Annotated in this window: 16 protein-coding genes and 2 pseudogenes; 8 read left to right on the top strand and 10 right to left on the bottom strand. The window is 62.9% G+C overall.

The annotated features are described in order from the left end of the window. Positions 1–5: 5 nt before the first annotated feature. A complete protein-coding gene (gene moaC, locus EAO78_RS04685) occupies positions 6–539 on the bottom strand; it encodes a cyclic pyranopterin monophosphate synthase MoaC (protein WP_122104696.1) in 534 nt (177 codons plus the stop codon). Next, the gene (locus EAO78_RS04680) at positions 532–2,028 is read right to left on the bottom strand and encodes an NAD(P)H-hydrate dehydratase (RefSeq protein WP_122104695.1); all 1,497 of its coding nucleotides are present in this window, start codon (positions 2,026–2,028) and stop codon (positions 532–534) included. Before EAO78_RS04680 ends, moaC begins: the two co-directional genes overlap by 8 nt. A 243-nt stretch (positions 2,029–2,271) precedes the next feature. On the opposite strand from EAO78_RS04680, the gene EAO78_RS04675 reads away from it, so the two are divergent. The 6 genes and pseudogenes from EAO78_RS04675 to EAO78_RS04650 all read left to right on the top strand — a co-directional run bounded on the left by EAO78_RS04675 (position 2,272) and on the right by EAO78_RS04650 (position 8,754). Continuing rightward, entirely contained in the window at positions 2,272–3,105 is an 834-nt protein-coding gene (locus EAO78_RS04675; RefSeq protein ID WP_122104694.1) for an MBL fold metallo-hydrolase, read from the top strand. Positions 3,106–3,246: 141 nt separating this feature from the next. Then, on the top strand, positions 3,247–4,770 hold the full coding sequence (locus tag EAO78_RS04670; protein WP_122104693.1) for a hypothetical protein: 1,524 nt from the start codon (positions 3,247–3,249) through the stop codon (positions 4,768–4,770). A 48-nt stretch (positions 4,771–4,818) separates the two neighbouring features. Further along, complete coding sequence (locus EAO78_RS04665; RefSeq protein WP_122104692.1) at positions 4,819–5,724, top strand: hypothetical protein; 906 nt, start codon at positions 4,819–4,821, stop codon at positions 5,722–5,724. Between the two features lie 569 nt (positions 5,725–6,293). Beyond that, positions 6,294–6,928, top strand: a pseudogene (locus tag EAO78_RS04660) (IS6 family transposase). A 421-nt stretch (positions 6,929–7,349) separates the two neighbouring features. Next, entirely contained in the window at positions 7,350–7,730 is a 381-nt protein-coding gene (locus EAO78_RS04655; protein ID WP_122104828.1) for a DUF5805 domain-containing protein, read from the top strand. Further along, positions 7,723–8,754, top strand: a complete 1,032-nt coding sequence (locus tag EAO78_RS04650; protein ID WP_122104691.1) for a tyrosine-type recombinase/integrase — start codon at positions 7,723–7,725, stop codon at positions 8,752–8,754. The genes EAO78_RS04655 and EAO78_RS04650 overlap by 8 nt, the downstream gene beginning before the upstream one ends. A 314-nt stretch (positions 8,755–9,068) precedes the next feature. Here the strand turns inward: EAO78_RS04650 and EAO78_RS18665 are convergent. Both EAO78_RS18665 and EAO78_RS04640 read right to left on the bottom strand, forming a co-directional pair. Next, positions 9,069–9,264 (bottom strand): annotated as a pseudogene (locus tag EAO78_RS18665) (transposase); the annotation flags it as partial. Between the two features lie 349 nt (positions 9,265–9,613). Then, positions 9,614–10,381, bottom strand: coding sequence for an IclR family transcriptional regulator (locus tag EAO78_RS04640; RefSeq protein ID WP_122104690.1), 768 nt, complete (start codon positions 10,379–10,381; stop codon positions 9,614–9,616). 268 nt (positions 10,382–10,649) lie between these two features. Here EAO78_RS04640 and EAO78_RS04635 point away from each other — a divergent pair, with 268 nt between their 5' ends. Next, positions 10,650–12,605, top strand: a complete 1,956-nt coding sequence (locus EAO78_RS04635; RefSeq protein ID WP_203227827.1) for an oxidoreductase — start codon at positions 10,650–10,652, stop codon at positions 12,603–12,605. 214 nt (positions 12,606–12,819) lie between these two features. On the opposite strand, the gene EAO78_RS04630 is transcribed toward EAO78_RS04635, so the two are convergent. Continuing rightward, positions 12,820–13,638, bottom strand: a complete 819-nt coding sequence (locus EAO78_RS04630; RefSeq protein ID WP_122104689.1) for a mycofactocin-coupled SDR family oxidoreductase — start codon at positions 13,636–13,638, stop codon at positions 12,820–12,822. Positions 13,639–13,723: 85 nt separating this feature from the next. Here EAO78_RS04630 and EAO78_RS04625 point away from each other — a divergent pair, with 85 nt between their 5' ends. Beyond that, positions 13,724–14,011 (top strand): hypothetical protein, encoded by a 288-nt coding sequence (locus tag EAO78_RS04625; RefSeq protein WP_122104688.1) that lies wholly within the window; start codon positions 13,724–13,726, stop codon positions 14,009–14,011. A 25-nt stretch (positions 14,012–14,036) separates the two neighbouring features. Here EAO78_RS04625 and EAO78_RS04620 read toward each other — a convergent pair whose 3' ends face one another. The 5 genes from EAO78_RS04620 to EAO78_RS04600 are packed head-to-tail and all read right to left on the bottom strand — an operon-like array spanning position 14,037 to position 18,211. Next, positions 14,037–14,858 (bottom strand): mycofactocin-coupled SDR family oxidoreductase, encoded by an 822-nt coding sequence (locus EAO78_RS04620; RefSeq protein ID WP_122104687.1) that lies wholly within the window; start codon positions 14,856–14,858, stop codon positions 14,037–14,039. A gap of 6 nt (positions 14,859–14,864) precedes the next feature. Further along, positions 14,865–15,689 carry a mycofactocin-coupled SDR family oxidoreductase gene (locus tag EAO78_RS04615; protein ID WP_122104686.1) on the bottom strand — a complete coding sequence of 275 codons (825 nt, stop codon included), beginning with the start codon at positions 15,687–15,689 and terminating at the stop codon, positions 14,865–14,867. A gap of 22 nt (positions 15,690–15,711) precedes the next feature. Continuing rightward, positions 15,712–16,533 carry a mycofactocin-coupled SDR family oxidoreductase gene (locus tag EAO78_RS04610; protein WP_122104685.1) on the bottom strand — a complete coding sequence of 274 codons (822 nt, stop codon included), beginning with the start codon at positions 16,531–16,533 and terminating at the stop codon, positions 15,712–15,714. Between the two features lie 22 nt (positions 16,534–16,555). Next, the gene (locus EAO78_RS04605; protein ID WP_122104684.1) at positions 16,556–17,380 is read right to left on the bottom strand and encodes a mycofactocin-coupled SDR family oxidoreductase; all 825 of its coding nucleotides are present in this window, start codon (positions 17,378–17,380) and stop codon (positions 16,556–16,558) included. A gap of 9 nt (positions 17,381–17,389) precedes the next feature. Next, positions 17,390–18,211, bottom strand: coding sequence for a mycofactocin-coupled SDR family oxidoreductase (locus EAO78_RS04600; protein ID WP_122104683.1), 822 nt, complete (start codon positions 18,209–18,211; stop codon positions 17,390–17,392). Between the last annotated feature and the right edge of the window lie 137 nt (positions 18,212–18,348).

Here is an 18,348-nt window from a genome sequence, read left to right as displayed (position 1 = left end):
TCCGTCTACTCGGCGTCGGGACCGACCTCCCGCTTCTCCTTCGAGACGACCTCGACGTCCGAGATCCGCGTGTCCGGATAGCCGCCGTCGGCGTCCTTCTCGGCCGCCTTCACCATGTCCCAGACGACGTTGAGTCCGGTGGTGACCCCCTCGAGCGCCTCCATCTCGCAGCCGGTCTTGCCGGTCGTCCCGACGGCGACGGTCAGCTCGACGCGGTCGTCGTCGACGGCGAACTCCGTGTCGACGTTCGTGATCGGGATCTGGTGACACATCGGGATCGTCTCCCAGGTGTGTTTGACGGCCTGGATCGCCCCGATCCGCGCGGTCGCGAGCACGTCGCCCTTCGCGATCCCGTCGGCGCGGATCGCCTCGATCGTGGACGGCGTGAGCCGGACCTCTCCGCGGGCGACCGCCCGTCGGGCCGTGTCGGGCTTGTCGCCCACGTCGACCATCTGGACGTCGCCGTCGGCGGTGGTGTGGGTCAAGTCGTCGTCGGTGGCTGGACCGGGGGCCTCGTCCGTGTCCGTCTCCTCACTCATCGTACAGCGCGTGCGGGAGCCGGTCGATTAAGTCCGTCGCCACGAGCCCGTGTCCGTTCTCCGCCGCCGCCGAATCTCCCGCGAGCCCGTTGACGTACGCGCCCGCGGCCGCCGCCTCGAACGGAGCCGTCCGAGCCGCGAGCGCGCCGACCGTCCCCGCGAGCACGTCGCCGGTGCCGCCGACGGTCATCCCCGGGTTACCGGTGCGGTTCTGCCGAACCGTCCACGTCTCCCCGGCGTCGGCATCGGCCGTCCGTCCGGCGACCACGTCGTACCGCCCCTTCACGAGGAGGGTGTGGCCGAGCTCCGCGGCGAACTTCCGGACGAGTTCCGCCCGCTCGTCGGGATCGGCGGCGGTCTCGCCGCCCATCCTCCGAAGCTCCCCCTGATGTGGCGTACAGATCAGCTCGGCGTCCGTCTCGACCTCCGGGACGACTCGGAGCGCGTCGGCGTCGACCACCGCCCGGCCGTGGAAGTCGGCGAGGAATCGACGGGCCAGTTCGAGCGATCCCTCCGAATCCCCCATCCCCGGCCCGATCACGACGACGTCCTGGTCCGCGGCGAGATCGGCGACCCGCCGGAAGTGATCGGGCGCGAGCGCGTCCCCCGGCAGCTCCCGAACGATGAGATCCGCGGAGTACCCCTGGACCTCGTCGGCGACGCCCGCCGGACACGCGACCCTGACGAGGTCGGCACCGGCCCGGAGCGCGGCTCGCGCCGAGAGCGCGGGCGCGCCGGTGTAGGGACCGCCGCCGACGACGAGGACCTCCCCGTTCTCGCCCTTGTGCGAGTCCGGATCCCGGCCGAGCCCGTGGAGATCGCCGGGACCGGTGTACCGCTCCGCGGCCGCCGGGATCCCGATGTCGGCGACGGTCACGCTCGCCTCGAGCCGGACGAGCCCGGGCTTCGCGTCGTGGAAGGTCACGACGCGGTCCGCGTCGACGGCGATCGCCGCCTCCCCGCCGGTCGGCTCGCCCGTGTCGGCGTCTATCCCGGAGGGGACGTCGACGGCGATCACGGTCGTGCCGGCGGATCCGTCGTCCGCGTCTCCCCGCAGTTCGGTTATCGCTTCCGCCGCCGTCCGTGCCGGCTCGCGCAGTCCGCCCGCGATCCCGATGCCGAGCATCGCGTCGACGACCACGTCCGGGGCTCCGAGGTTCACCCCGGCGGAGTCGGTGACGATCGTGGTCGGGATCTCGGCCGCACGCAACGCCTCCCAGTTCTCGCGGGCGATCGTCGTCCCGATCGATTCCGGTCGGCCGAGCAGGTGGACCGTCACGTCACGGTCGGCGAGGAAGCGGGCCGCGACGAACGCGTCCCCGCCGTTGTTCCCGCGGCCGCACACGAGCGCGACCGCGTCGCCGGGATCGCTCGCCGCCCGGACCTCCCGGGCGACCGCGTTTCCGGACGACTCCATCAGCTGTTTCCGCGGGACGCCGAGTGCGGCCGCGTTCGCGTCCACGGCCGCCATCCGCTCGCTCGAGATCATATCGTCGATCCGTGGGTGACGGCCATAACGGTGGTGGCTCGTGGGGTGAGCCGAAAGACCCGAGGGTGGTCCCGTTCGAGCCCCGGTTCCGTTCGACGATCCCGCTCGTTCCCGAACGGACGAAGATTCGATATCGCATGATGAAGTTTATCCGACGGAGGCCGGACACGGATCACGACATCGACTATCACATATCGGGGCGACTCCGGAACGGTTAGGGGGCGAGCCGAGACAGGAACACGCATGACGAGTTCCGACTGGGGCGACTGGCTGCCGCGCGCGGTCGCGGAGGCCGACCCCGAGACGGTGTCGCTATGGTACCTCGGCTGTAACGGGTTCGCGATCAAGGGTCGCGACGGCACGGTCCTCTGGATCGATCCGTACGTGGGCACGGGAGACCCCCCGCGGACGGTGCGGATGGTCCCGGTTCCGTTCGACCCTGACGACGTCGCCGACGCAGACGCGGTGCTCGCGACCCACGAACACACGGACCACGTCCACGGTCCCTCACAGGCCCCGATCCTCGCGAACACGGGGTGTGACTTTGTCGCTCCCGACGACTCGCTGGCCGTCGCCCGCGACGAGGAGCAGTGGACGGAGGAGTGGGCCGTAGACGACGAGCAGTTCACCGAAGTGACCGAGGGCGACGAGCTCCGGGTCGGGGAGTTCACGGTCCACGTCGTCGAGACGCACGACCCGGACGCGACCCATCCGGTCGGCTACGTGATCGAACACCCGACGGGCACCGTGTTCCACGCCGGCGACAGCAAACCCTCGCCGTCGTTCTCCGAACTCGCCACGGAGTACGACATCGACCTGGGTATCCTCGCGTTCGGTTCGGTGGGAACGATCCCCGACAAGGAGACCGGCGAGCCGGTCCGGACCAAGTGGTACAGCGACGAGAACCAGGCGATCGAGGCCGCGAGCGCGCTGGAGCTCGACCGGCTCGTCCCCACGCACTGGGACATGTGGAAGGGACTGACGGCCGATCCGACGGCGCTCCACGAGCACGCCCGCAGCTTCGAGCACCCGAAGCGGCTGGAGGTCGTGGAGATCGGCGACCGGATCGAGCTGTGAGCGTCACCGGCGCGTAGCCACCGCTCGCCGCGCGTAGCTACCCTCGGCGCGCGCCGCCACCCATCGCCGCGTACCGAGAGCAGTTATCACGCGTGAGAGGTCGCCCGTGGAATTTAAGCCCTGGCTTGCGGACGATAGCGTATGAACGAACGGACGGCGGAAGCAACGACCACCGTCGAGGAGGACGGCGTCCGCGTCGAGAAGTCCTTCACCGACGACGCGTTCCCGGTACCCGCAGTGACCTTTGACCTCTCCTCCCGTCGCGAGGACGCGGTTCGAGTCCGGATCGTCGACCGGATCCCCGATGAGTTCCCCATGGACCGAGTCGGGTTCCATCCCGACTACGAGAGCGAGAACTGGACGGCCTACAAGGACCATCGGGTGGAGTTCGAGCGGGTTCTCGAACCCGGCGAGTCCGTCGAGACGGTCTTCGGGATCCGCGACGACGACCCGGATCTGGACGGGTTCCTCGGAACGCCGGTCATCGAACACGTCCCCGTCGGCGAGGAGATCGGGGACGTGCTCGGGTCCGGCGAGACCGACGCGGTGAGGGAGGTGCTCGCGGGCGACCGCGATACCCTCCCGGGCATGGAGAAGGAACCCCTCGACGAGCCCCCGTCCGAGGACGAACCCGCCGCCGAAGCCGACACCGACGGCGAGGCGACTGAGCCGGACGAGGACGCCGATTCGGACGAACCGGAAGTCGGAGGACCCGAACCTCGGACGGTCGCTGACGGAACGACCGCGGCGGTCACGCCGCGTGAGGACGCCGAAGACGACGAGGCCGCCGGGGAGATCGACGCCGACGAGGCCACCGAGGAGACCGACGTCGACACGGACGGAGACGCCCACGACGAGGACGGCGTATCCGTCGCGGCCGCGCTCGCGGAGGAGATCCGATCCGGTGCGGTCGAGGAGGACGACATGGAGGTCCTGCGTTCGGAACTCGACCTCGGCGTCCCGCGGAGCGTCGACGTCCGGATCAGTCGACTCCAGTCGAGCGTGTCGGACATCGAAGCGTACGCCGACGCGCTCGCCGAGTTCATCGACGAGGAGGGCACCGCACGGGAGGTCCTCGACGGGCTCGACGCCCGCGTGGACGACGTCGAGTCCACCGTCGACGCGCTCGACACCCGCGTCGAGGCCGGCGAGCGGGCACACGGCGAACTCGTCGACGAGGTCGACGGGATGGAGTCCGACGTCAGTGGCCTCCGGGACGACGTCGACGGCGTCGAGACGACGCTCGACGAGTTCGAGGACACCGTTTCGGCGGTTCAAGCGACCGCGGCCGGGCTCGAGGAGACCGTGGAGGGGGTCGCCGGGGACGTGACCTCGCTCGAGGCCGATCTCGCCGGGCTCGACGACGCGCTCGACGACTTCGACGACGACGTCGAGACGCTCTACGAGGAGGTCGACGACGCCGCGGCGGGCGTCGAACGAGCGGACGGGCGGATCGACGACGTGGAGGAGCGGTTCGGCCGCTTCGACGAGGAGTTCGACGACCTGTGGGACGACCTCGCGGAGGTCGATTCGCGACTGACCGACATCGAAGGACGGCTCGGGGACGACTTGGAGGACGTCGAGGCCGAGCTCGAGGCGATCGACGACCACCTCGAGGAGCTCGAAGCCTTCCGGAACCGGCTCAACGAGGCGTTCGGACCGTAGCCGGTCGAAAGCGCAACCCGTTTTAGCCGCGGCGACCCACAGCGGGTAATGACCGACCCGCTCCCGGTCGCCGTTCCGCGCAAGGGTCGTCCGCTGGAGGCCGTCCTCGAGCGGATCGCCGACGCCGGGCGAACCGACGAACTCGACGAGCTCGCGGACAGCGTGAGCAACACGCTCCGGTACGAGAAGGCGGTGACGAAGGGGTCCGTCGAGGCGGAGGAGGGCCCGTACCACCGGCTCGCGGAGTATTCGGACCCCTCGGAGCCGGGGAACCCGGAGTTCACTCTGCTCCGCGACGATCGTGAGGGGAAACCCCGCCGGATCGTCTTCGACGCGGCGACCATGACCGTCGACGGAGTCGACCTCAAACTGGTCGGACGCGAGGAGCCGTTTCGGGCGCTCCGAACCCACGAGTTCGCGCTCGGCTTCGACTCGGCGGACCTCGTGTTGGAGGAGGTCGTCGGGATCCGGGAGACCGGACTCGCGGGGCTCGCGGACGTCAACGATCGGATCGACCCGGTCGATACGGACGTCCGGGTCGTGAGCGGGCTCGGCGATACGGTGTATCACACGCTGATGGGCCGTCCGGAGGCGCTCGCGCCGGGCGAGGAGTTGGATCGGGAGTTCCTCGCGGGCTACGAGGGTCCACTATGTATCTCGCCGCGATACGAACGGCTCGTCACTGCCGTGTTGGGGACGAAAACGCTCGAGAACGTCGAGTTCGTCTATCCCGGCCCGGAGAACTCCGAGGAAGCGGCCATCGCCGACACAGGGATGGGCGTGTATCTCACCGTCACCGGATCGACCGCGCGAGAGAACGGACTCGTACTCGGCGAGCATCTCTTCCCGAGCGAGACCGTCGTGATGCGCAACACCGCGGAGGATCACGCACAACTCGACCGGGCGCTCGCGCTCTTCGATGGACTGGAGACCGCCTCGGAAATAACCGTCTAGCGACGGGAGTACTCGACGGGAGCCGTTCCAGGACGAGAGTCGGACGGAGGGGATCCGGGACGGGATACGAGAAACGAGGTCCTCCACCGTGGACGGTCAGGTGGGTCCGGAGCGAGCACAGGACGGACGGCGAGATAATATCGCACTATATGATTTATCAGATCGAAACGCGACGATATTTATTCTCATAAATTGACAAGAATGTTCTGACTGATCGTCGCACTGCCCCCGGATCAGGCTGACGTATGAAGTCCACGGTTCCGCGAGGTTCGACTCCTGTGTCGACCGTCAGCCAAACGCACGTCCATCGCCGAGATACGGATCTCGGTCGCGGAAACACTATCCGCTCTCGAGAGCATGGATCGTCAAAACGGTGCAACCTCACTGTGTTCTCCTCCGAAGACCGAATTCGAACGGATCCGCTCGATGATCACGAGGTGATACGAGGGCCGCCCCGAAGTCGACCCGGTGTTCCGCTGCTGGATCGTGTGGTTTGAGTGTTCGCCTGGCCCGCACCGTCGTGTTTAGTTAGGAATGAAGAGTGAGGCGGAGCGATGTTCTGAGTGTCTATGGCAGAAATCGCTCGCCTCAGTGGCTGTAGCAACTGGCTCAACTTGGAGTTTGTGGAGCGAGAGTGGACACCGAGCGAGCTGATGAAGCTCGGTATTCGGCTCCATCTAGCTGGACTATCACTCTCGAATACCGTCTCAGAACTTGAAAAGTTTGATGTCGAGCGGTCACGAAAAGCTATTCACGATTGGATACAGAAAGCCGATCTACAGCCAGCCAGCGACGCGAGCCCGGATCAGATCCCACTTGACGAAACAGTGATCCGAATCAATGGCCAGCAGTTTTGGCTGTACGCTGCTGTCGATCCAAAAACGAACGAGTTCCTCCATCTAAGGCAGTTTACGGCGACAATCACGGCATTGACGCAGCGATTTCTTCACGAACTTCGTGAGAGATACGACGTCGAAGATGCCGAGTTTCTCGTCGATCACGCGCAACATCTCGCGGCTGTACTTCGCCGATCTGGGCTCCGATTTCAGCCGGTTCGACATGGAGATCGGAACAGTGTCGAACATATCTTTAGAGAGATAAAAAACGTACTTCCTCGTTCAGTAACAATTTCAGCCACGTCGATCCATCAACCGCCGAAACGTGGCTCCAAGCCTTCGCAGTCCGGTGGAATTCGCTTAACTAAACACGATGGCCCGCACGACCCGAACCCGTACCGAAAGGCGCGACCGACCTCCTCTGGGAACTATCCGGTTCGGCGGATCGGACGAGGGCCGATCGATCGACGGATCGAGCGCGTGATCCTCGAACGAGTGACGAGCGTTCCGCGAGAAGTCCTCGAGACGGAGCCCGACATCATGGACGATGACGACGTCCCGCTCGAGAGATCGGTCACGAACGCACCGCATCCGATCCCACATCACTAATCCGGGGTTCTGAACCTATATCTGGAGGTGTATTAATCGGGGGATATGGGACTAAAAAAGAGTTATCCGGAAAATACGAACCAAAAAGCCGCGTAAAAGTAGGTTTGAGAATGAGGATAAGTGACCTTATCCGCAAATATGGGATACATTCAAGTCGACACGGTGAGTGGGACGAAACGAATGAGCGATGACCGCCGATCGGTGAAGACGTACGTTCCGGCCGATCAGAAAACGCGCTGGCAACGACACGCCGACGAGCTCGGGATGTCCCAGAGCGAGTTCGTCAGAACGATGGTACAGGCCGGCAGACGTGGATTCACGGTCGGAGAGGGGAGTACCCCCGAGGAGACCCGATCCAAGGGGTCAAACCCCGGGGGTCACGACCTCGAAACACGGATCGAATCGGCGATCGCCGACGGCCACTCGTCGTGGGACGATCTCGTGGACGCGGTGTTCGACGACTTCGAGGACAGACTGGAGGAGACGTTGGAATCCCTACAGAAACGAGATCGCGTCCGATACAGCGGACGCGAAGGAGGGTACACCCTCGTCGATGAGTAGCACGCAGACGACGGAGAACGTCGAGGATCCGGTCGGCTACTTCATCGAGGACCTACTGTATCACGGGAAGACGGATCGAACGAGAGGGTCCTACGAACGCGTTCTCAGGCGATATGAGGCGTTTCTCGACGACGGGACCACTCCGCGGACGGCGACGCATCGGGACTGTATGGCGTTCGTCCACTCGCTACGAGGCGACCTCGCGGAGAGCACAGTTGCGACGTACGCGGCGTATCTCCACCGCTTTTACGGGTACATGACCGAGGTCGGCGTCTTCGACGGAAACCCGATGACGCTCGTGATGGAGGAGATGGACGAGACGATAGACAAGGACCCCGCTCGACGGGACATATCGATCCCACGAATGCGGTCGTTCGTCGCCGGGATCACCCATCCGCTCCATAGGGCGCTCGTCTGTACGCTACTGAAGACCGGAATGCGGGTGGGAGAGCTCTGTAACCTCGATCTTCGCGATCTCTCGGTGGCGGATCCGGAACTCGAGACGACGTACCCGCTGGGTACGCGTCCGGCGCTTACGGATCGGCCGAACTCGCTGTACGTGACTCCCGATGCGGCGGTCGGAGAGGAGCTGAACGGAGCGGTCCGTACCGCCTCGAACAAGCGCAAACGGGAGACGGTGATACCGGTCGACGACGAACTTCACACGGTTTTGAAACGGTGGCTCGCGATACGACCCGACACGACGTCTCCGGCCGGACCGCTTTTCGTCGGCACGTCGGAGGGGTGGGGCGAGCGACTCGACCCCCAGGCGGTCCGTCACATCGTCGAGCGATACGCCCGCGATGCGGGCTGGTATCGAACCGGCGGCGGAGCGGGCGAGAACGTCACCCCCCACTACTTCAGACACTTCTTTACCACCCACCTCAGGGACCGTACCGGCGACCGTGGCGTCGTCAAATACCTCCGCGGAGACGTCGCCGACGACGTGATCGACACCTACACCCACAACTGGGGGGACCAGGTGCGGGAGACCTACGAGGCCAACGTGTATCGGCTGTTATAGCGTCGGTAACGAGATCCGTCCACACCCGCACTTCCTCGTTCCAGCGGCGATCAGCCGTCGAACGTCGTTTCGCATCGATCAAATAAACGATATTCCGCTATATCAATTATCTCTCTCCGCACCCCCACAGTTTCGGAGGATAAGCCAGTTTGGATTAAGTTGGCTTCAATTCGTGGTCCTTCTCACCGATCAGGTACCGATTTAGGGCTCTCTTGGTCGTATTTATCAGGTGAACGTGCGAAATTGCGTTGATTTTGACGCTGCTGAGCAGGGTTGTCACTCAGGAACGGCAGACTCAGCGAAGGTTCAGCCGATCAGTCGTGTAGAATCAACGACGAGGCAACGAACTCAACACACTCATCCGCAGTCAACACGGATGCGTAGTCCATCTCACCGTCGCGTCCGCTTTCAGCAGGAAGTAGGTGAGCTCCTGGTATTGTACAAGAGTACCGCCAACATCAAATAGAACAGGCGAACGCGGTAGTCTGTCGAGGAGGTCTTGACGAGAAAAACGTCTGTAGCTCGAAAAATTGCGTGTCCTCGGAGGAAGTGTTCTCAGCCCGGCAAGCCTCGACGATCTCACTCTTGGGTCGTTGCTCAACCAAGAGATTACATCACTAGTGGTGTAATCCCTACAGTATATAATTCAAAAAAAGTACTACCCTAGTCAGTGCTCGCGTTCGTTTCATCGTTCACGGATGGAAGACTGTCGGTCGCTCAAATCGCTGATCTTTGAACTGGTCTCGTTGTTTGCGTCAAACTTGAGAGGTACTTAGTCCTCGAATTCAGGTAATTACAGCGTGTTAGGAAATTGCCGTGGCCGTGTAACTCCGGTGTCGTGACTTGAAGGCGACCGGTCTTACACAGACATATTCTCCATCAATCGTAACTCGATAATATTCGTCGTGTCTAGAACCGTATCCGGAAGTTCTTCATTGAAGAACTCGTCTTGTAACTCACGTTCCGGGCCCGCTACGCTGACTGCTCCACACACCCCACCGTCAGGCCCCAAAACAGGGGCACCAACGCCTCTAAGTCGCTTGACGTGTTCTCCCCTGTCGAGAGCGAAGCCCTGTTGTCGGATCTGTTCCAACTCTTCGTCGAGACCATCCCTGTCAACGATACTGGACTCGGTCATCTCGGGAAGCCCATGTTGTTCGATGATCTCGTCAATGCGTTTTTGCGGAAGTTGTGCTAGAATTGCCTTTCCCATTGACGATGTAGTCAAGGGTACTGTCGTTCCGATCGAGCCGAGGTCAATCTCGTTCTCCAAGTGGCGAAAAATCACTGTTGCCCGTCCTCGTTCCTCAACAGATAGGTACGCGTTGATTCCCGTATCGTCGCCAAGTTGTTCGATCTCAGTACGCGAAGCCCGATATATGTCGAGTCGCCGTCTAGCAGCCTCACCAAGTGGGAGGAAACGTAGACCTAGTTCGTAGTCACCATCATTCTTGATAACGTATCCTCTGTTCTCAAGGGTTCTGAGATGATTGTATACCGAACTTTTTGGTAACTCTGCGGAATTGGCGATCTGGGTGACGCCGGCGATTTGAAGATCATGAAGCGTTTCGACGATTCGAATCGTCCGGCTGATTGCGCTTACTTCCTTATTATTATTTGTTCCCATGAGGTGTCGATGGAGTATCCATTAACATAAATTGACTGGTTGTATAGCTGGAATGGATGACTGTTCTACCAGAATAAATGATCGTTCTTTATACTGTATCAGGCCGTGGTTTTCTATAGTTATGATGATTCTCTGACTTAGTCTCTATTCTTGTCTCCAAGGGGCAAAAACAACCCTATTCATCATGGTTGATCGTTTATTATTGTTCAGCTGTGCTAAACATAGATCGTGAATTAAAGATGTTTGTTCAGTCTAGAAGAAGAGATGAGTGAACGCCGCTATCTTCAAGTATAACTACTTGATAGCTATTAGCATGGATCTCTTCGGTTCAGCAACGATCGGATCTCTTTCGGTGCCGAATCGTGGCGTTTTCCGACCGGTTCGTACCCGATTCGTCGACGACAGTAGGCCGACTGAGGCACTCGCTGCCCATCTTGGTGCCCGCGCAGCCGGTGGAGCGGGGCTCGTCGTCGGCCCTGCAGAGATGCTTGTCCACCCATCGGCCAGCGGATCAGCGTTCGTCAATGCATACGACGACGATGCGATACCGGCACTACGGAGCGTCGTCGATACGGTTCACGAACACGACGCCAAAATCATCGGTCAACTCACCCACACGGGGGCGGAGTCCCGCGGCGACTGGGAGATGCAGCCCCAGCTGGCTCCCTCAGCATCACCCTCAGATGCCGCCTACGAGATGCCAAAGACGATGACCCGTGACGACATCGAGGCGGTATTGTCAGGATTCGGCGACGCCGCAGCGAACCTCGACGCCGCTAGCTTCGACGGCGTCGAATTGACTGCAGGCCCGTTTTCGGTGCTGCGGCAGTTCCTCTCACCGCGGTACAACGCCCGGGACGACGAGTACGGCGGTGACTGGGTCGCTCGCTCGCGCTTCGTGAACGAAGCGATCGACGCCGTCGACGACCGGATCGACGGCCCGGTCGGTCTCCATCTTTCGCTCGCGGAATTAGAATACGGCGGTTACGAGTTCGACGATGTGCCCCAAATACTCGACGCTCTCTCGGGATTCGACTACCTCTCATGTACAGTGGGAAGCCACGCGACCTACAACCAGACCCATGCCGGCGTCTCGGCAGAAGCGCCAAATCTGATCGACCCGATCGCCACAGTTGCCGATGCGATCGATGTGCCTGTTATCGGTCGCTTACCGTTCACGACCGTCGACGACGCCGACGCGCTGTTCGACGCAGGTGCCGAGTTCGTAGGTTTCACCCGCCAGTTGCTGGCCGACGCCGAGACGCTCGCGAAGGCTACGGACGGGGAGCACTACAACCGCTGTATCCAGTGTAACCAGAAGTGTCTGGAGGCCGTCTACGGCCACGCTCATGGCGGCCACGTCGAGTGCGTTGTGAATCCCAGAACGGGTCGCGAGTCCGAACTCCCGGCACTCGGGGACATCGACGATGCGGCGCTCCCGCAGGAGGTCCTCGTCGTGGGCGGTGGACCTGCCGGCCTCCGTTTCGCCGCCGTCGCAGCCCGGCGGGGGCACGACGTGACCCTGCGCGAGGCGAGCGACAGTCTCGGCGGGCAACTCGGGCTCGCAGCACAGGGACCACTTGCACCGTTCGAACGTGCCGCGGAGGATCTCGAAGCCGCCGTCCATGACACCGGCGTGACCGTCGAGCTGGAGTCACCAGTGAGCGCTGACGACGTGGATCCATCGTGGGATGCTGTCGTCGTCGCCACCGGGGCAACCCGGCCCGACACCTCGAAACGGTTCGAGGGCAACGTCGTGAACGCGTTCGACGTGCTCGAGGGGGCCGAGGTGGGCGAGGACGTGCTGCTCTTCGACGAGAACCGCTGGGTGATCACCGTCCAGACCGGACTGGAACTCCTCGGTCGTGGGGCATCGGTAGAGATGGTCTCCAGCGACCACTACCCCGCGTTCCGAACAGAACAGCCCAACCTCCCGGGGTTCGTCGCCGCGCTGCAGGCACAAGGGGCGGCGTTCACTGGGAACCGCGTGGTGGATGCGGTCGACGCGGACGGGACGGCCATACTTCGGAACACGCTGACCGGTGACACCGAGAGCCGTGAGCCGGAGACGGTCGTCGTCGCCGGGCGCAGACAGGCCGACGAGTCGCTCTACCTCGAACTCGACGAGCGTCGCGACGACGTCTACCGGATCGGCGACGCCGTTTCCCCCCGAAAACTCGACCGGGCATACTACGATGGCGAACTGCTCGCTCGTCGGCTGTAACCCCGGACGGTAGCGCATTCGATCGCGTACCGGCGGCCATAGACTTAGACTACTGGCGGCGAAATACCGATGAATACGAATGGGTACGACCGGCGTGATCCTCACGGTCGGTGACGAACTCCTAGCCGGCGTCGAGAAAGCGCCGTGTAGTCGCGCGACCGATCCCGGGCGAACAAGCCGGTGATGAGGACGACGAGAGTGGTTCGACTCATGGTTACTTTGCAAGCATGCCCGCGTCGACGGGGAGAGTCACGCCGGTGACGTAGCGTGCGGCGTCGCTGGAGAGCCACATGTACGCCTCGCTCACGTCGCGTGGCTCGATCAGTTGTTCGTCGAGCACGTTCATCGATCCGCTGGCGTCGGACACCGACGAGAGCGCTTCCTCGCCAACGGTCTCGAGGATGCCGTCGATCATCGGCGTCGCGACGCCGGTCGGGGCGACCGCGTTGACGTTCACGTCGTGGGGCGCCAGTTCGAGCGCGAGCGCCTTCGTCAGGCCGACGACGCCGTGTTTGGCGGCCGCGTAGTGACCCGATCGTTTCGCGCCGACGAGACCGGCCGTCGACGCGGTCGAGACGATCTTGCCGCCGTCGCCGCGCTCGATGAAGTGCTGGCCGACGTGTTTCGCACAGAGCCACGCGCCCTTGAGGTCCGAGTCCACCAGCTCGTCCCAGCGCTGCTCGTCCATCTCGACGAGGTCGGTGACGTTCCAGATCCCGGCGTTGTTGGCGAGGATGTCGATCCGTCCGAACGCGTCGAGCGCAGTCGAGACCGCAGCTTCGACGCGATCCCCGTCGCGAACGTCCGCACGGACGACGAGCGCCTCCTGCTCCTCGTCTTCGACGAGCCTGGCCGTCTCCTCGAGCTCGGCCGCCGACGCGAGCGGATACGGGCTGGTTTCGATACCGCGGCTCTCGCCGAGTACGACCACGTCGGCGCCGTGTTTCGCGTAGTGCTGGGCGTGGGAGCGCCCCTGTCCGCGGCCGGCGCCGGTGACGAACGCGACCTGTCCGTCGAACTCGTAGCGAGGCACGGTCGGGTCGTTCGCGCTGCGAGCCGAATTAGCTTGCGGTGGTGTCGGCCTTAGGACTATTACGACGCGACCCGCAGGGATACGTATGCCAACAGTTGTCGAACTCGTCGTGTACGCCGTGATCGGCCTGTTCGGCGCGAACGCGGTTCCACACTTCGTCAAGGGGATCACCGGCGAGCGCCACATGACGCCGATGGGTCCGGAGTCGAGCGCGGTAGCGAACGCGGTGTGGGGAAGCGTGAACGTCCTCGTCGCCGGCTCGCTGGCGTGGGTGTACCGTGATGCCGTAGAGCCGGCCACACTGGCGATCGCGTTCGTCGCCGGGACGGCGATGGCGGTGGGACTGGCGTCGTACTGGGGTGGGGAGGACTGAGCTGGAAAAGTGAAAACGGAGGCCGCTACTTCGCGAGGAAGCCGGCATCAACTGGCAGATAGATGCCGGTGACGTAGCGTGCGGCGTCGCTGGAGAGCCACATGTACGCTTCACTGATGTCTTTCGAATCGAGCATCCCGCCGTCGCCGAACACGTTCCATGGGCCGGTTAATTCCGCCATCTCACCGAGTGCCTCTTCACCGTATGCTTCGTTGAATCCGGAAATCATCGGCGTATCGATGCCCGTCGGCCCGATACAGTTGACGTTGACGTCGTACTCCGCGAGTTCGAGCGCTAGCGTCTTCGTCAAGCCGACGACGCCGTGTTTCGCGGCGACGTAGTGCCCCTGTGAAGGGATTCCGATCGCTCCTGCAGTCGAAGCAGTCGAGACGATCTTTCCGCCGTCGCCACGGTCGATGAAGTGCTGACCGACGTGTTTCGCGCAGAGCCACACGCCCTTGAGGTTCGTGTCGATCATCTCGTCCCACATCGCCTCGTCCATTTCGACCGCGTCCGACATCGACCCAATCCCGGCGTTGTTGGCGAGGATATCGACTTGTCCGAAGTGGTCGATGGCTTCGTCGACGGCGGACGCTACCTCGTCTTCGCTACGGACGTCCATCTCGATGGTCAGGGCCTCTTGGCCCTCGTCCTCGACCAAACCCGCGGTCTCCTCCAGTTCGTCGGACGTCCCGAGGTCGTACGGGACTGAATCGACGTTGTGACCGATATCGGTGACGACGACGTCGGCGCCGTGTCTCGCGTAGTGCTGTGCGTGCGATTCACCCTGTCCATGTGCGGCACCGGTGACGAACGCCACCTTGCCGCTGAAGTCGTAGCTTACCATCGTCGATTACTTCGCGGAGGTGCCCGCGTCTATCGGGAGTGCGATCCCAGTCACATAGCGTGCGGCGTCGCTGGAGAGCCACAGGAATGCCTCGCTGATGTCGGACGACTCGATACCCGGATCTTCGGGCTGGAAGACGTTCATCGGACCCGTGAGCTCTCCGATATCCGCGAGGACTTCCTCGCCGTAGGCCTCTGCCATTCCAGTGATCATCGGCGTGTTTACGACAGTCGGACAGACGGCGTTGACGTTGACGTCGTACTCGGCCAGCTCGAGCGCTAGCGTCTTCGTCAAGCCGATGACGCCGTGCTTCGCTGCGACGTAGTGACCGTTCCCCGGTGAACCGATGAGCCCGTTTGTCGATGAGGTAGAGACGATCTTCCCGCCACCACCCCGCTCGATGAAGTGCTGGCCGACGTGTTTCGCGCAGAGCCACACGCCCTTGAGGTTCGTGTCGATCATCTCGTCCCACATCGCCTCGTCCATCTCGGTCATGTCCGAGATGGTGACGATCCCAGCGTTGTTGGCGAGGATATCGATCCGGCCGAAGTGATCGACCGCCTCCTCGACGGCCGATTTGACTTCGTCCTCCTTGCGAACGTCCATCCCGATCGCGAGTGCCTCCTGGCCCTCGTCCTCGACCATGCTGGCGGTCTCGTTGAGTTCGTCCTCCGTTCCGAGATCGTAGGGGACGGATTCGACATCCCCGGAGACGTCAGTGACGACGACGTCGGCGCCGTGTCTCGCGTAGTGCTGTGCGTGCGATCTCCCCTGCCCGTGTGCGGCGCCGGTGACGAACGCCACCTTGCCGCTGAAGTCATATGTTACCATCTATCTCGTGATTTGACTGTGATCATTTTGCGGTCGCTCCCGCATCGACGGGTAATGCGATACCCGTGACGTAGCGTGCAGCGTCGCTGGAGAGCCACATGTACGCCTCGCTGATGTCCTGCTCCTCGATCATCTCGCCCGGTTCGAACACGTTCATCGGCCCGGTCATCTCACCCATCTCCTCGAGCATCTCCGGGCCGTACGTCTCGATGTAGTTGTTCATTCCCGGACTGTCCAGCGCCGTCGGACAGACTGCGTTGACGTTGACGTCGTACTCGGCTAGTTCCAAAGCGAGCGTCTTCGTCAGTCCGATGACGCCGTGTTTGCCCGCGACGTAGTGGCCAGCCCCGGGTGCACCGACGAGACCGGCGGTCGAGGAGGTGGAGACGATCTTCCCGCCGTCGCCACGGTCGATGAAGTGCTGGCCGACGTGTTTCGAGCAGAGCCAGACACCCTTGAGAACGGTGTCGATTACCACGTCCCAGAGCGCCTCGTCCATCTCGACCAGATCCGCCATCGGCCAGATACCGGCGTTGTTCGCGAGGATATCGATCCGACCGAACTCCTCCAAGGCTTGATCGACCGCCGCCTCGACTCGTTCCTCCTCACGAACGTCCATCTGGATCGCGAGCACGTCCTGCCCCTCGTCCTCAACTATGCGGGCGGTCTCCTCCAGTTCGTCCGTGGTCCCCATGTCGTAGGGGACGTGATCAAGGTTCTCCCCGACGTCAGTGACGACGACGTCGGCGCCGTGTCTCGCGTAGTGCTGTGCGTGCGATCTCCCCTGCCCGTGTGCGGCGCCGGTGACGAACGCCACCTTGCCGCTGAAGTCGTAGCTTACCATTGTCTTCGTGTTCTGTCGTGGTTCATTTCGCCGTGAAGCCGGCGTCAACGGGGATCGTGATGCCGGTGACGTAGCGGGCGGCGTCGCTCGAGAGCCAGAGATACGCGTCGGTGATCGACTGGGAGTCCTGCATCCCCTCCTCGTCGAAGATGTTCCATGGACCCGAGAGCTCTTGAGACTCGCCCAGTACCTCCTCGCCGTAGGCCTCGATCAGTCCGGTGACCATCGGCGTGTCGATCCCGCCCGGCGCGACCGCGTTGACGTTCACGTCGTACTCGGCCAGCTCGAGCGCCAGCGTTTTCGTGAGGCCGATCACGCCGTGCTTGGAGGCGACGTAGTGCGCGTTGCCGAGCGGGATACCGGTCATCCCCGACACCGACGCGGTGTTGACGATCTTGCCGCCGTCACCGCGCTCGATGAAGTGCTGGCCGACGTGTTTGGCGCACAGCCAGATCCCCTTGAGGTTCGTGTCGAGGAGTTCGTCCCACATCCGCTCGTCGAGCTCTACGGCCTCGGAAAACGACTCGATCCCGGCGTTGTTCGCGAGGATGTCGATCTTGCCGAACTCGTCGATCGCCGCTTCGACCGCCGCTTCGACTTGGGCCTCGTCGGAGACGTCGGCTTCGACGGTAAGCGCCTCCTGTCCGTGCTCTCGGACCGCCTCGGCGGTCGCTTCGAGCTCGTCCGCGGTACCGAGGTCGTACGGGACCGTCTCCTTGTTCCGGTTGAGGTCGACGGCGACGACATCCGCACCGTTCTTCGCGTAGTTGACCGCGTGCGATTCGCCCTGTCCATGTGCGGCGCCGGTGACGAACGCCACCTTGCCGCTGAAGTCGTATTCGGCCATCGTCCTGGATCACTTCGCTGTCATGCCAGCGTCCACTTTCAGCGTCGTGCCGGTGACGTACTGGGCGGCGTCGCTCGAGAGCCACATGTACGCCTCGCTGATCTCCTTGGGCTGGAGCATCTCCCCGGGCTCGAACACGTTCGCCGGCCCGGTCATCGCCATAGTCTCCTCGAGGAGTTCGTCGCCGTAGGCTTCGACGTAACCGGAGATCATCGGCGTATCCATCCCGGTCGGTGCGACGGCGTTGACGTTGACGTCGTACTCGGCGAGTTCCAGCGCCAGCGTCTTCGTCAGGCCGCGTACTCCGTGTTTGGTCGCAACGTAGTGACCGTTCCCGGGGGAGCCCGTGAACGCGGCCGTCGATGCCGTCGAGATGATCTTGCCGCCGTCGCCGCGCTCGATGAAGTGCTGGCCGACGTGCTTCGAGCAGAGCCAGACGCCCTTCAGGTTCGTGTCGATCATCTCGTCCCACTGCTGCTCGCTCATCTCCGTCGCGTCGGCGGCGTTGAAGATGCCCGCGTTGTTGGCGAGGAAATCGATCTCGCCGAAGTGATCGATCGCCTCCTCGACGGCGGCTTCGACTTCGTCCTCCTCCCGTACGTCCATCTGGAGCGCCAGCGCCTCCTGCCCTTCGTCCTCGACGAGGTCGACCGTCTCCTCGAGTTCGTCGGGTGTACTCATGTCATACGGGTTCGTCTCGATGTTCTCGCAGATGTCGGTGACGACGACGTCGGCGCCGTGTTCCGCGTAGTGCTGTGCGTGCGAGCGTCCCTGACCGTGACCGGCACCGGTGACGAACGCCACCTTGCCGCTGAAGTCGTACTCTGGCATGGTTTCGGTTCCGGGAACGCTCCTGGTGTGTGCTACTCCGTTACGCGTTCCCACATCGTCATGTTCTATCATCCACAATAAGTGTACCTCAAATCATCATTCCCTGGGGGGCTAAGAAATCACAATCAAACGACCAG

It is taken from the genome of Halobellus captivus (assembly GCF_003697845.1).
Taxonomy (GTDB): Archaea; Halobacteriota; Halobacteria; order Halobacteriales; family Haloferacaceae; genus Halorubrum; species Halorubrum glutamatedens.
Note: the sequence above shows the minus strand (reverse complement) of the source record. Positions and strands in the feature narration are given on the sequence as shown.